Source organism: Acidobacteriota bacterium (genome assembly GCA_034211275.1).
Lineage (GTDB): Bacteria > Acidobacteriota > Thermoanaerobaculia > Multivoradales > JAHZIX01 > JAGQSE01.
The window spans coordinates 1-15,395 of sequence record JAXHTF010000018.1 but is presented as its reverse complement, the minus strand read 5'-3'; the positions used below and the strand labels follow the sequence as shown (position 1 = coordinate 15,395).

At 67.1% G+C, this 15,395-nt stretch carries 6 protein-coding genes; 5 read left to right on the top strand and 1 reads right to left on the bottom strand.

Translation table 11 applies throughout. The features are described 5' to 3' along the window. Window positions 1-375 precede the first annotated feature (375 nt). Complete coding sequence (locus SX243_05340; protein MDY7092383.1) at window positions 376-2,400, bottom strand: S9 family peptidase; 2,025 nt, start codon at window positions 2,398-2,400, stop codon at window positions 376-378. A 361-nt stretch (window positions 2,401-2,761) separates the two neighbouring features. On the opposite strand from SX243_05340, the gene SX243_05335 reads away from it, so the two are divergent. From SX243_05335 to SX243_05315, 5 genes are all read left to right on the top strand, one after another. Further along, window positions 2,762-3,361, top strand: coding sequence for a LemA family protein (locus SX243_05335; protein ID MDY7092382.1), 600 nt, complete (start codon window positions 2,762-2,764; stop codon window positions 3,359-3,361). 21 nt (window positions 3,362-3,382) lie between these two features. Next, the gene (locus SX243_05330; GenBank protein ID MDY7092381.1) at window positions 3,383-4,045 is read left to right on the top strand and encodes a hypothetical protein; all 663 of its coding nucleotides are present in this window, start codon (window positions 3,383-3,385) and stop codon (window positions 4,043-4,045) included. Next, window positions 4,038-4,985 carry a TPM domain-containing protein gene (locus SX243_05325; GenBank protein MDY7092380.1) on the top strand — a complete coding sequence of 316 codons (948 nt, stop codon included), beginning with the start codon at window positions 4,038-4,040 and terminating at the stop codon, window positions 4,983-4,985. The genes SX243_05330 and SX243_05325 overlap by 8 nt, the downstream gene beginning before the upstream one ends. Before the next feature lie 127 nt (window positions 4,986-5,112). Further along, window positions 5,113-6,609, top strand: coding sequence for a right-handed parallel beta-helix repeat-containing protein (locus SX243_05320; protein MDY7092379.1), 1,497 nt, complete (start codon window positions 5,113-5,115; stop codon window positions 6,607-6,609). 347 nt (window positions 6,610-6,956) lie between these two features. Further along, a partial coding sequence (locus SX243_05315) for a DUF6603 domain-containing protein (protein MDY7092378.1) occupies window positions 6,957-15,395 on the top strand: 8,439 nt, incomplete at its 3' end.

Genomic DNA, 15,395 nt, shown 5'->3' with positions numbered 1-15,395 from the left:
CACCGGAGATCCCTGATGGCCTGCCGCCGACGGTACGAAACGCATACCAGGAGGCGTTGATGGTTCGATCTGCGTCCCCCAATGCCTATTCCGTGCTGCTCGGGAGGGTTTTGGAGACGGTGTGCCGGGATCGCAAGGTATCCGGCAAGACACTCTATGAGCAGATCGCGGACCTTGGCTCAAGGGATGAGATTCCTGAGACGATTGTCAGAGTTGCGCAGGGGGTACGAAAGTTCCGCAATGTTGGCGCCCATGCAGGCAGCGGATCGCTCACCGCGGAAGACGTTACTGTTGTCGAGCGACTGGCGCGCGCTGTGCTTGAGTTTGTGTACACAGCGCCGTACCTGGCCAGTCTGGCGGAGAAAAAAATGACACCTAGCCGCCGGCGCCGCCGCTTACCGGCAGAACCGTTCGCCCCCCGCCCACCTCAGCGCCCGGTGGCCGCCGATGCTTGCTCCGATGGCTGCCCCCCGCCCCCAACCACTCCCCAAACCACCGCACAACCTCCACCGTCGAAGTCACCCGATTCTCCGTATCCCGAAAACCGTGCCCTTCGTCCGGAAAGAGGACGTAGCGGACGGGGATGTTGCGGCGTTGGAGGTTGTCGACGACTTGTTCGGCTTCGACGACGGGGACGTTGGTGTCGTTGGCGCCGTGGAGGACGAGGGTGGGGGCGGTGATTTGGTCGACTTTGTGGATCGGGGAGAGGTCGCGGAGGAGGTCGGCTTGGGTGTCGGGGTCGCCGTATTCGATTTTGGAGATGGCGGCGATATAGGGCTCGGTGTGCTCGAAGAAGGTTTCGAAATTCACCACGCCGTAGAGATTGGCGCCGGCGGCGAAGAGGTCCGGGTACCAGGTGAGGCCGGCCATGGTCATGTAGCCGCCGTAGGAGCCGCCCATGATGCCCAGGCGGTCGGCGTCGGCGATGCCGGCTTGGGTGAGGTAGCGGGTACTGGACTCGATGTCGCGGATGGCGTCGAAGCGGAGCTTGCCGTTGTCTAGGTTCACAAAGCGCTTACCGAAGCCGGAGGAGCCTCGGACGTTGGTGCCGAGGACGCCGATGCCTTGGCTGAGGAGGGCCTGGAACGTCGAGCGGAAATAGGGGCGTTCCTGGCCTTCCGGGCCGCCGTGGAAGGCGAGGACGTAGGGGGCGGGGCCGGTGACTCCCGGCGGCCGGTAGAGCCAGGCGGTGAGCTCGAGGCCGTCGTGGGCCGGGTAGCGGACCAGCTCCGGGCGCACCAACTGGTCGAGATCGACGCCGGCGTGGGGGCTGAAGGTGAGCTGGTTTAGGCAGCCGCAGGAGGGGTCGAGGGTCCAGATGTCCGATGGCGCGGCGGCGCCGGAGGCGTTGAAGACCAGGTGGTGGCTGTCCCGGGAGAACTGGACGCCGGAGAGGATCTCCGCCGGGGGTTCGGGGAGGAGAAGCTTGCCGTCCAGCTGGCCGTCGGGGGTGACCTGGAGGAGCTCCCACTGGCTACGCCCGGCCTGATTCCACAGCAGCAGAATGCGCGAGCCGTCGGGGCTGAGGACGAAGGTGTCGAGCTCGGCGTCGTCGCGCTCGGCCAGGATGATCAGCTGGTCCGGCTCCCCGGTCTCGGTGAGGGCCAGGCGCGCGAAGGCCTGGAGGTCGCGGTCCTGGTTGGTGGTGAGATAGACGGCCCGGCCGTCGGGGGTGAGCTGGCCGCCGCCGAAGGATCCGGGGCCCTCGTGGGGAGTGAGGACGATTTCTCGGGCGGAGGCGCTGTCGGGAGCGCTGTCGGGGGTGTCGCTGGAGTCGTCCTCGGCAGCAGCCTCGGGGGAGCCCACAGCGGTGTCGGCGGAACGGTCCACCAGCAGCAGGTCGTTGCTGCTGCGGTTCTCCATCCGCCAGAGCACCGCCCGTTGGCGATCCGGGCTGACGTCGGTGAGGAAGGTGAAGCCGGAGGCTTCGCTGAAGCGCGTCAGCTCGCCGGTGGCGACCTCCAGGAGGTAGGGGTCGGGGGCGCTGGGATCGCGGCGGTTGGAGCTGACCAACAAGTGGGTGCCGTCATCGGTCCAGCCGCTGACCCGGTTGCTGGTGCCGTCCCCTCCCAACAGGCGTTGGGCTTCGGTGCCGTCGGAGCGGACGATCCACACCTCGCCGGCGAGACTGCCGCCGGGGGCGAGGTTGAAGGCAATCCAATCAGAGGTGGGGGACCAGCGGGCGCCCTGGACCTGGGCGTCGAAGGCGGTGATTTGCCGCGGGAAGCCGCCCTCGACGGGTACCTTCCAGATCTGCGGGCTGCCGCTGAGGCCGGTGACGAAGGCCACCCACTGGCCGTCCGGGGAGAAGCTCGGCGAGGCTGCGGAGCCGATGCGCCCCATGCGCTTTACCAGCTCGGAGATCTCCGCGGTGGCAACTTTCTCCGCGCTAGCTTCCACAGCGTTGGCTTCCCTCGAACTGGCTTCCCCCGAACTGGCTTCCCCCGAATTGGCGGTCGCCGGCAGCACGCCGAGGGCGCTCACGAGGAGTAGAGCTGTGCAAACAGAGAAGAGCCTGGACCCGGCCGAGAGGGAGGAGGGAAGGATGCGGAGAAGGTGCATGGGGATCTCCTGGGCGATCATGGCGTGTGAATTTGGATCACTGTAAGGCCATGGACCGTGGTGGTCAATGTGGGGGAAGGCGGTTCGGTGCGGTCCTGGGACTCGCTATACTTCGAGGGGCGAAAGTGGAGGGGAGTTTGGAACTCGATGCAAGCATGATGGCCTTCCCGCGGCGGCGCGGGATGGATGGAGGATCAGGATGAGCAGCAAAGCCTTCTTATTTTTGGGCTGTGGAGCCTTCGTGATGATCGGCCTGGTGGTGGGCTTTTTGATGATGGTGGGAGGCCACAACCAGCTGATCACCCACCAGCAGAACGTCGGGGCCGCCTGGGCCCAGGTGCAGAACGCCTACCAGCGGCGGGCGGATCTGGTGCCCAATCTGGTGGCGACGGTGAAGGGCGCCGCGGACTTCCAGAGCGAGACCCTGCAGGCGGTGGTGGACGCGCGCTCGCGGGTGGGCAACATCCAGATCGAGGGCGCTCCCACGGAGCAGATGCTCGAATCCTTCGAGGCGGCCCAGGGCGAGCTGAGCTCGGCGCTGTCGCGGCTGTTGGTGGTGGTGGAGAACTATCCGGAGCTGACGGCGACGGAGAATTTCCGCGATCTGCAGAGCCAGCTGGAGGGCACGGAGAACCGCATCTCCGTCGAGCGCCGGCGCTTCAACGAGGCGGTGCGGGAGTACAACACCCTGCGGGGTAAGATCCCGATGAATCTGATCGCCAACGTCATGGGCTTCGAAGAAAAGCCCTACTTCGCCGCCGATGCGGGGGCGGAGAAGGCGCCGGAAGTGCAGTTCTAGGAAGAGTCTGAGGAGCGATTCGTGGCCCGAGGCATCCAGCGCCTGTTCAGCGAAGACGACCGCGCCGCCATCCGAGCGGCGACCGGGGCGGCGGAGGAGCGCACCTCCGGGGAGATCGTCCCCTACGTGGTGGAGCGCTGCGATCCTTACGAGGAGGCGGGCTGGAAGCTCGCCACCTTGGGCGGGCTGACGGCGGCGGTGTTCTCCGGGCTGATCCACTACCAGGGCGCCTTCTGGGGTGGCCTGGGAGTGCTGTGGGTGACCCTGCCGGTGGTGGCGGCGGCCATCGTGGGGTATCTGCTGCCGCTGTGGATTCCCTCCCTGCGGCGGCGGTTGATTTCCTCCGACGTCATCGAGCGGCGGGTGGCCCAGCGGGCGGTGGAGGCCTTCGTGGAAGAAGAGGTCTTCGCCACCCGGGACCGCACCGGTGTGCTGATCTTCCTCGCCCTTTTCGAGCATCAGGTGGTGGTCTTGGGGGATAGTGGCATCAACGCCCAGGTGGAGCCGGGGGATTGGAGCGGCATCGCGGCGCGGTTGGCGGTAGGAATTCGTCAGGGACGGGCGGCGGAGGCCCTGATCGAGGCCATCGACGCGGTGGGAGAGCTGCTGGAGGAGAAGGGGGTCGCCATCCAGCCCGACGATGAAGACGAGCTGTCGGACCATCTGCGGGTGCGGGATGACTAGCGGGATCCTCAGGCGCGCTGCTTTGGAGCGGCTGGCGCTGCTGTGGCTGTTGCTCGGGGTCTTCTGCCTCGGGGCGCTGACCCTCGCCGCGGAGGAGGAGGTGCCCTTCCTCACCGGGCGGGTCAACGACTACGCCCAGATGCTTTCCGAGGACGTGGAGGCCCGCATCACCACCCAGCTGAAAGCGCTGGAAGAGAGCACCGGCGCTCAGGTGGTGGTGCTGACGGTGGACAGCCTGGACGGCGAGGATATCGAGGGCTATAGCTGGCGAGTGGCGGAGACCTGGGGGCTGGGCCGGGGCGAGGTGGACGACGGCATTCTCTTCGTGGTGGCCCAGAATGACCGCAAGATGCGCCTGGAGGTGGGCTATGGCCTCGAACCCATGGTCACCGACGCCCTGAGCAGCCGCATTCTCAATGAGATCGTGGCACCGCGTTTCCGCGCCGGCGACTTCGGTGGTGGGGTGGAGAAGGGGGTGAGCGCGGTGGTGGGGCTGGTGGAAGGGCGCTCCGACGCACTGCCGGAACGGGTGGCGGACTTCCCGGGGCTGCGGGGCGGCGCTCAGATCGGTGGCCTACTGGTCTTCCTGCTCACCGTCGGCACTTTTTCTCTCTCGGCGATTTTCTCCCGCGGCTGCGCGGCGGTGGTGCTCTTCTTCTTCCTCATGCCTTTCTGGTACTTCTTCCCGCAGGCTCTCCTCGGCCCACCGGCGGGGCTCATCGCATTGGTGGCGTGGCTGTTGGTCTTCCCGGTGCTCTGGCTCTGGTTCCATAAGACCGGCGCCGGCAAGCGCTTTGCGGACAAGGGGGCCTGGAGCGGTCCTTTCATCTCCGGCGGCGGTTGGTCCAGCGGCGGCGGTGGGTGGTCCAGCGGAGGAGGCGGCGGCTTTTCCGGCGGTGGCGGCAGCTTTGGGGGCGGCGGGGCGTCCAGCAGCTGGTGACCCCCGGCAGAGGCCTGCCGGATCCTCCCGACGTTTTCCTGATGCTTCTCGCAGTATCCTGAATCGCTGAACAGCGTTTATTCTGAGCCCGTTGCGAACATCTGTGCCGGGCTCGCAGGGAGGCAAGATGTTTTCAGGGTTCCACCGCTTCGCTCCAACCATTCTTCAGATGTCCCGCGCTGCCGCCGTCCTCGCCGGAGCGTGGCTGCTCGCCATGCTGCCGGCGACGACGGCGGCGGCCATCGAACCCTCCCATCCCGGCGCCAGCTCCGACGGCGTTTTTCAGGGACTGCGGGGGGACGGTGCGGGGCTGGGGGGCGCGGTGCTCAATGTCGATACGGCGATGAGCTTCCCGACTATCCAGGACGCCATCAACGCCGCCGTCGCCGGGCAGACCTTGGAGGTGACGGTGCCCAGCCTGGTCGAGGGGCAGATTTTGGTGGATCGTAGCCTGACCCTGCGGGGGGCCACCGGCACCGAGGAGGTGTTGATGGCGGTGGACACCGGCAGCGCCGGCGACGCCCGGGCCTGGTTTTTGGTGGAGACCGGAGTCGACCTGACGGTCGAGGGACTGACCTTCGACGGCAACGGCTTCATGGTGCACCAGGCCTTCCGTCACCGCGGCACCGGCAGCTTCGCAGATTGCGCCTTCCGGGACATCCAATTCAACCCCTCGGGACCGACCTACGCCGGCACCGCCATCGTCGCCTTCGGTGGCGCCGTGGACGTGCGGCGGTGCAGCTTCGAGACCGTGGGCCGAGTGGGCATTCTGCTCTTCGGCGCTGGAGTCAGCGGTGCGGTGGTGGAGGACAGCGTGTTCACCGGCAAGGGGGACGGCGATTTCCTCGATTACGGCGTCGAGGTGGGGGCCGGGGCTGTCGCCACGGTGCAGCGCAACCGCTTCACCGATGCCCGCGGCGTCGCCAGCTCCGACGGCTCCCGGTCGGCGGGGATGTTGGTCACCACCTTCTTCGGTCCCGGCACCGCAGCGACGGTGGAGGAGAACGACTTCGAGGACAACGACCGCGGCCTGCAAGTGGGCTTCGACGGCGACACCTCGGCGGTGACCGCCTCTTTCAACCGCTTCTTCAACAACAACTTCGGCATGGGCAGCACCGCGCCGGGGGTGCTGGCGGAGAACAATTGGTGGTGCTGCAACGGTGGGCCCTTGGACATGGCCTGCGACACCTTCAAGGGGCCGGAGGATCCGGATTTCGACCCGTGGCTGGTGCTCGAAGTGAGCGCCGACCCGCCCTCTGCCCCCGGCGGCACCAGCTCACTGATCACCGCAGATCTGACCATGAACTCCGACGGCATGGACACTTCCGGCCTGGGCCACGTGCCCAACGACATCCCGGTGCTCTTCAGCGCCACCCTCGGCATCGTCAATCCGAGCATGGTGGGGACGATGGACGGCATCGCCGAAGCGAGCTTCGTGGCCGGCCCCAACCCCGGACCCGCCGACGTCGACGCGACGGTGGATTGCGAAACCGTCACCGCCGCCGTCGAAGTGCTCCCCGGCGGCGTCGCCATTCCCGCCCTAGGCCCCGCTGGATTGGCCCTGCTGGCGCTCCTCATCGCCTGCGCGGCGGTCGTCCTGCGGCGTCGCCGAGTGGCCTCTTAGCGCCGCTTCGAAGGCGGCGCCCAGGGTTCTCGAAGCCTGTCGCATTCGTGTGTCGGCGAAACTTAGTTCTGGACAAGCACCGAAAAGCTCGTGCTATAGTTTCTTCAATTCACGGATGCTGTGAGTCGAGCCTCACGGGATTTCGCAATTCCTGAGCGGGACGCAAGTCTCCAGGGGAGCTTTCCCGGGTCAGGGCGCCTCACACTCCGAGAAGTACAATTTGCGGCCTCCTTTGGGGCTGCCTGTTTGTCTCACCGAGCCTGACGACAAACGAATCCAGGATCAGCGATGGGCGCTGGTGCTGTGATTCATCCAGGAACGGGAACGACAAATGGGGAGCCACCAGGGTGACTGCCAACACTTCCGCGCTTTCCCTCTACAACGCTGACGACGGCCCCGAGGCCGCTACCGTCACCATCCCTCGTGACGCCCTCGATCCTTTGGTGGGTCTGCTGGGGGAGGTGGCCGGGTTGCTGGTCCTGGACGGTGATTCGTACACCGTCCAGCTGGACTGGTTCGAGAACCCGGTGGCCTCGCTGCAGGATCTGCCCCACGATCCGGAGCAGCGGCAGCGGCTGCTGCAGCTCTTCGGCGAGGTCATGGGCCAGGTCACCGGCGACTCCCTGGGCATTCCGAACCAGGTGGAAGGCCGTCAGTGGTATCCCATCGACAATCCGTTGAAGGAGGAGGAAGGCGACGGCGACAGCTCCTCCGACAGTGCCACCGGGCTCTATCTGGTGAGCGAGGAGAAGGGCGAGGGCGACGAGCAGATCACCATCCTCGGCCTCGGCGCCATGCACGCCTTCCTGGTGGAAGGGGTGGAGATTCGCCCCTACATCTACTTCCCGCTGCTGATCATGCCGCCGGTGGACGGCCAGACCTTCGTGTTGGGAGACCCGGCGTTTCCGGTGGAGCTGGGGGTGGACGTGCTCAAGGCGGACGGCGTCTTCGGCACCGGGGAGATCACCTTCGACGGCATCAAGGTCGCCTCCACCGTCAGCTTCTCGGACGATCCCTTCAGCCTCGACATCCTGCTGCTCAACCTCAAGCTGCCGCGGCAGGAGGCCAAGGACACCAGCGTCGGCGCGCTGCTGGGGGCGCCGGCGGATCAGTGGGTGTCCATCGCCAGCTACCTGCTGGTCTCGCAGATCGTGCAGCTGGCGCCGGAGCCCAATCGGGAGCGCTTCCGCAACATGGGCGACGCCCTGCTGGGCACCCTCGGGCTGATCGGCGACGTGCCGCCGGTGGATTGGAATCAGCTGGTGGCGGACGCCTCCCAGGCGCCGGAGATCTTTGCCAGCTGGCTGCGCACCGTGGCCTCCGACCTGGGCACTTTCCGCACCTGGTTGGGGGATTGGTACGCATTCTTCCAGGGCATCGACCCGGCTCAGGGAGCGGACCACATCACCGGTCAGGGCACCCGCACCGACCCCTTCGCCATCCCGCTGCTCACCGTCGCTGACAACGGCGTCGGCATCGCCTTCACCTTCGCCACCAAGGTGCAGGAATCGAATAAGGATCTGCTGGTCTTTCCCGGGCTGCGGCTGACGCCCAAGGCCTTCCAGCCGCTGGACGACAAGCCGGCGGTGGAGGTGCGCCTCGACGCCGTCACAGAGCTCATGCGCCTCAAGCTGCCCGGCGCCGGAGGGGCGCCGCCGGCACCCAAGGCCTTCCCGTCCTTCAGCGCCCTGGTGGTGTTGGCCAATCCCACCGCCGCCTTCACCGCGAGCGGCGATCCGGCGGAGACCACGGACGTGGTGTCCATCGGCAGCTTCCAGGCAGGCTTCAGCTATCGCAAGCCGGAAGGAGGGGACGGCGAAGAGGGCATTTATCCCACCTTCATGGCCACCGAGGTCCAGACTCCCTACGGCTCCTGGGACGCCATCGACTTCACCAATTTCGACGACTTGATGAAGAACGCCGGCGAGGTCATGGCGAGCCTGGTGCAGACCCAGCTCGACGCCTTCTTCGCCGCCACCGGCGACTCGGTGCCGGCGAAGATGTCCAAGGGCATGGCCGCCACCCTGGGGGTCACCGTGCCGCCGGGGTATACCTCTGCAACCTGGCCGGTGGATCTGCTGCTCTTCGGCCCCGGGGGCATCGAGGCGATCATCGCCGACCCCCTGTCCGCCCTCGGCGGCTATTTCACCCGCTGTCTGTCCACCGAGGTGGACGGCAAGACCGCCTGGCAGCAGCTGCTGCCGCAGGTGGCGGTGGTGTTGGGAGATCCCAGCGCCCAGGACCGCAAGGCCACCGGTACCGGTACCGAGGCGGATCCGTGGGAGATCCAGATGTTCTCCACGGACCCCTCGACGCCGTCTCCCTACCTGCAGTCGTGGGTGGTCCTCGATCCCGGCGCCGACCTCGAGATCGGCGACAAACCCATCGTGGCCATGGCGCTGACCTTCAAGGTGCCGCTGCCGGTGAGCGCGGTGGATCTGGGCTTCCAGCTGCGCGCCGACCTGCTTCAGATGGCCCTGCCGGACGCGGCGGGGAAGGGCTCCCTGGGCACCCTGTGGCTGCCCGGGGCGCGGGCAGACTTCCATCTCTCCGGCCCCGGCGGCACTGCGCTACGCACGCCCAACCTCGGCGGCGTCGCCATCGAGGCGAAGGAGATCACCGCCAATCTGGGCTGGAATCGGGTGCCGCCGCCGGCGCAGAATGACCAGCTGCCGCAGAATCCGTTCTACAACCACGTCACCGTGGCGGCGGTGAAGCTCTACGCCAACGAGGCGTTGGTGGACGAGCTGGGGGATATCCGCTTCAGCTTCCTCACCACCGAGTGGACCGACGAGGTGCTGGGCCAGCTCACCCGCGGCGTATTCGACGCCGCCGGCATATGGATGCTCTCCCACGGCGGATCCTTCGGCGTCGCCCTCACCGCCGCCTTCGGTCTGCTGCCGGACCTCTCCAAGGTGTTCAACGATCCCCCCGCCGGGGGCTACCCCTTCGCCCTGCCGGAGGGTCTCACCCTGCCGCCCAACTGGCCGCGGCTGGCGGTGTCCGACGAGGCCGACGGCGGCTTCTTCGTCAATCCGTGGGATTCGCTGCGCCAGCAGCTGGCGGCGGTTTACGGCGATGCCGCCACCGCGGTGCCGTGGATGCGCATGCTCGGCTGGGCGGTGGACGAAACGCTGCCGCCGGTGCCCGATCCGCAGCCGGAGGGCACCTACGCGGACCCGTGGTGGGTGGAGCTGGACCGCTTCTGGCAGCTTCAGCCATTGATTTGGATGGCCGGGGAGGGCGCCTCCCAGGCCCTGGGTTTCGGCGTTCGCCGGACCATGCTCTCGGAGAGCTCTTCCGCCGTCGGGGTGAAGCTCGAGGTCACGGCGCGGGTGGACCTCCAGGAGGTCTCGGTGGCCTCCGGCGCCGCGGTACTGGGGACGCCGGGGGTGGAGCTGCCCCGGGGCACCCTGGTGGCGACCCTCACCAACCCCACCGCCGGCCAGCCGCTGGTGCAGGCCAACGGGCTGGTGGTGGGCAGCGCGGAGGTGGGCTTCTTCGTCGACGCCGGCGGCGTCACCCCCATCGTCAATCTCTACGATTCCCGCTTCAGCGCCGGCGAGCCCCTCCAGACCTTCGACCTGACGGTAGCCCTCAGCGGCGACGAGCAGGAGCAGGTGCTGGAGACCCTGCTCTACGCCACCATGACCAAGCTCACCGAGGCGCTGAGCGCGGTGCCGGCAATCCAGCCCCTGCTGGCGGTGCTGGAGGATCTCACCCTGGTGGAGGCGCCGGAGAGCGAGGGCGAGCCCTACGGCATCAACCTGGGCTCCTGGCGCGCCATGGTGGCGGATCCGGTAGCCTTCCTCGGCGGCCGCATGCAGCTGGTGCTCCAGGACGGCGAGCTGCTCTCCCGCTTCTACAACGACCTGGCGCAGCTGTTGGGCTTCGAGAGCGCCGAGCTGCCGGCGGCGCTGGCGGGGCTGCCGGATCTGCTGGTGGCCCTGGGGCTGGCGGAGAAGCAAGCCGGCGGCTATGGCCTGCGGCTGACCCAATGGGTGCAGCTGATCCAGCACCCGGTGGCCTTCCTTTCGGAGCAGGGCCGGGCGCTCCTGGATCCGGCGGATCCCGGACTGCGCCAGGCGCTGGTGAGCGCTTTGAGCCAGCTGCCGGCGCCGCCACCGCCGCTCTCCGACGCGCCGCTGACCATTTCCGAGAACACCCTCATCACGTTGCGCATCCCGGCGGACAAGCTGCTCAACATCGGCGAGTACCTGCAGGTGGACGCGAGCCTGACCCTCAACCTCCAGGCTCTGACTCTTACCGCGTCGGTGGTGCTGACGTCGATCCAGGCGCGGGCGGACCTGCGCTTCGACATGATCTTCAATCTGGCGGAGGCCCGGGCGGCCCGCGCCCGCGGGCGGCAGCTGGCGTTGGCGAGCATCGACCCTCAGTGGGCCTTGAGCCTTTCCGGTGCCGAGATCAACGGCGTGCCCTCGCCCTTCGAGCCCATCGCTTTCTATCCGCTGCCGGATCAGACCTCGGTGCAGGAGTACCTGGCCCAGCTGGGGCTCCAGGTGCCGGTGCTGCTGGCGTCCTCCATCGGCAGCCAGCTGATCAACGACTTCGCCATCGGCGACGGTCAGCAGGCGAAGTACCCGGTGATTTACCGCATCCTCCAGGGCCTGGGGCTCACCGTGCCCAGCGCCAACGGCGGCCTGGATCAGGTGCAGAGCCTGGCGGGGATCTTCCTTCACCCCATCGATTGGATCTTGAGCGAGCCGGTGCTGGGCAACGGCCAGGGCGGCTTCGACCTGGCGAAGGTGGGCCAGGCGCTCTACGCCGTCCCCGGTCCCGACGGCGTCGCCGGTCCGGGCAGCATCCGCCTGGAGCAGGAGTCCAAGGGCGACCTGGCGGGCATGGCGCTCACCGGCCTGCCCTACGGCACCTCCATGAGCTTCACCTCCGGCGATCCGGGCATCGCCTTCGGCATGGGGCTGAGCTATACCTTCAGCGGTGACGGCCTGGACGAGCTGACCATGGTGCGGGCGGCGGAGGTGGAGATCACGCCGAGCATCGAGATGAGCGGTCAGCTGCTCTTTGGCAAGGGCTCCGGAGTGAAGGTCAGCGGCGAGATCATTCCCAGCTTCCTCTTCGACTCCGAAGGGCCCACCACCTTGAGCGTCCGCACCGCCTACGACGCCGGCTTCGAGCTCGGGCTGTGGGGTACGTTGAACGGCACTCGCTTCCCACCGGAGGAGGGTCAGTGGGTCGAGCTGGTGCCTTTCGGAGGCTTGAGCCAGTTCCAGGCGGGGATCACCGCGATTCTGGACTACGCCACCGGCCAGCTGGTGACGCTCTACGACGACTTCAAGACCGAGCATCCCCAGTCGCCGGTGGTGACCATCACCGACAACGTCATGGGGGTGGTGAATTTCTTCGGCATCACCAGCGTCCAGACCCTCCACGACACCTTCCAGCTGGTGTCCACCGATCCCCTGGATTGGCTGATCAGCTTCTTCCGCGACGACAAGCTGCCGGCGACCCTGGAGCAGATCGACAAGCTGATGAGCCCGGACTACCTCAACCTGCCGGGCTTCAGCTACCAGCAGGGAGCCACGGTGATCACCTACACGCCGGCCTTCCCGGCGGCGCTGGGGGAGATGTCGGTGGATCTGGGATCCAAGGACGGCGTCTTCGGCGTCTTCGTGGCGCCGAAGGTGACCCGGGATTGGGCGTTGCTCCAGGGCTCCGCGGGCATCGGCTTCGAGACTCCACTGCAGGTGGGGGCGCCGCTGCGCTTCGACCTGCAGGTGGACATCGGAGTGGCGAAGGACGCCGAGATCCTGCCGGCGCAGCTGCCGGGGGCGCCGGTGCTGCTCTTCGGCCTGGACGTCGGCACCGCCTCCGATCTGCAATATTTCCTCCGCTTCTATCCCCTCGGAGAGGGCAGCGCCAAGACTGATCTGCTCATCGGCCTGCTGCCACCACCGCCCTACCTGGCCTACGGCGACAATCCGACCCAGCCGGTGCCGGCGACGGATTGGTTGCTCACCTTCACCACCTACTTCCTGGTGCCCTTCCTGGCGGACATGGTGCTGTCCACGGAGCAGGTGGCGGGGTGGCTCAACGCGCCGCTGCTGCCCAGCGATGCGACCTCGCCGCCGCCGGGACCGATCCTGGCCTCTTGGGGTCTGCTGGTTCAGGACGGCGATCCCCCCGACGCCAAGTTCACTCTCCACGACCTGATCACCATCTGGACCAATCAAGACGGTGAGCGGCTGAGCCCGTTGCAGATCGTCGAGCGCCTCTTCCTGGCGGTGCTGGAGGGTCTGTCGGGCAAACGGGTACTGGCCATCGGCGAGAACGGCGGCATCTACATCGAGGCCCAGGACGCCGAGGGTGGAGCGAAGAAGGATTACGGTCTGCGGGTGACCATCCCGGACATCGTGGTCATCGGCTCCGCCGCCAACGGGGAGGACTCCGCCGGCACCGTCCAGGTGCTGATCCAGCTGGGCAAATTCCTCTCGGTGGACGAGCGCAGCTCCACCAATTGGATTCAGGCTTCCGATCCGGCGGTGAAATTCGACGCCGCCGGCGCGTATTTCTTCCTGGTGCGCAACCCCACCGCCGGTGAGCCCAAACCGGAGTTCCATCCGCGGGTGCAGCTGGTGAGCCTCGGCCTCGACGTGCGCCGGGCCAACGGCGAGCCGCTGGTGGACTACAGGGGATTGCTGATGGGGAGCATCGAGCCCCGCACCTACCTCTCGCTGGACTTCGCTTCGCTCTCCGACACGTCGGTGGGCGGTGCGATCCAGGTGGGGGGCATCGGCGTGCCGCTGGGCAAGGACACCATCGACGGCGTGACCGGCAACACCAACCCGGTGGCGGAGAATCTGCTGGCCACCGGCGAGGCGCCGGACGACGACAGCACCCAGGCCACCAACCCCACCTTCTCCATGGCCATGGGCTATGTCCATGATCCGAAGAACGACACCAACCTCTTCGTGCGGCTGTGCGACGACGACGCCACCAGCTGCGACGACAACTTCATCTGGCTGGCCATGCAGCGAGCCTTCGGACCGGTGCACTGCCGGCAAATCGGCTTCGGCTGGGAGGGACCGGAGAAGCGGCTGCTGGCGGGCTTCGACGGCAACGTCTCGCTCCTCGGGTTGGCCCTGACGCTGATTCGCCTGAAGGTGGGCATCCCGGTCACCACTCCGCTGGACTACAAGAACTACACCCTCGATCTGGAAGGCATCGACCTGAGCTTCAAGGGCGGCCCGGTGGAGATCAGCGGCGGCTTCCTCAAGACCACCAAGGAGGTGGGCGGCGAGGAGGTCATCGTCTACACCGGTCTGGGGATGATCAAGGCGTCGAAGTTCGCCCTCACCGCCATCGGTTCCTACGGCCTCATCGGGCAGAACACGCCGTCGCTGTTCATCTTCGCCGCCCTCAGCGTCCCCATCGGCGGGCCGCCGTACTTCTTCGTCAAGGGCTTGGCCGGGGGCTTCGGCTTCAACCGCAACCTGGACACCCCCCGGCGGGCGGCGGACATCTTCGACTTCCCCTTCGTCAAGGGGGTGGTGGATCCCAGCTACTTCTCCGGCAACAACGCCGACGTGGCCCTGGAGCGGCTGTCCACGGTCTCCGAGCCGGAGCGCGGTGCTTACTGGCTGGCGGCGGGGATCGAGTTCAGCTCGTTCCAGATGATCAACGCCTTCGCCTTGCTGACGGTGACCTTCGGCGTCGACTTCGAGCTCAATCTCTTGGGCATGGCCACCATCGAGCTGCCGGTGACGGTGGACGGCGGCGACAGCTACAGCCCCATCGCTCGCGCCGAGCTGGCGCTGCTGGTGGCCTTCCGGCCCAGCGAGGGGCTGCTGGCGGTGGAGGCGGCCCTCTCCGCCAATTCCTACGTCATCGACAAGGCGGCGCGGCTCACCGGCGGTTTCGCCTTCTTCATTTGGTATCCCCCCAGCCCCCACGCCGGCGAGTTCGTCATCACCCTCGGTGGCTATCATCCGCGCTTCGACCCGCCGGAGTACTACCCCGACGAGCCACGGCTGGGCTTCTCCTGGCTGCTGCCTCAATACGGCGTCACCATCGAGGGCGGGGCCTATTTCGCCCTGGTGCCCACGGCGGTGATGGCCGGCGGCTTCCTGCGGGCTCAATACAAGGCGGGAAATCTCAAGGCTTGGTTCAACGCCCAGGCGGATATGTTGATCAGCTGGAAGCCTTTCTACTTCGATGTCTTCATCGGCATCCGGGTGGGGGCGTCCTACAAGGTCGACCTGCTCTTCGTCTCCAAGACCTTCAGCGTCGAGCTTGGCGCTGAGCTCAATCTGTGGGGACCGCCCACCGGCGGCAAGGTGCGGGTGAGCTGGTGGGTGCTCTCCTTCACCATCAGCTTCGGCCCCGGCCGGGAGAGCAAGCGGCCTCTGGGCTGGCCGGAGTTCGATCAGAGCTTCCTGCCTCAGCCACAGGAGGATCGGGTCGCCGCCGCCCGCCTGGGGACCCTGCCGCCACGGGATCCGCGGTTGGAGGCAAGGGTGCCCCGGGGGCTGGTGCAGAGCATCATCGACGAGGCCACCGGCGAGGTGCTGCGCTGGATCATCAATCCCCAGGATCTGGAGCTGGAGACCGCCCTCCAGGTGCCCGCCGTCGCCGCAGAGTTCAACGGCGCGCCGGTGGCGACGGTGCTGGTGCCGATCCCGGGCTCCGATCCGGTGGAGTACCAGGAGGTGCCCTTCGCCCAGGCCACCACCGATTTGGGCATCGTGCCCATGAAGGTCTCCGGTCTCAACACCGACCACCGCTTGACCCTGAGCAAGAACACCGCC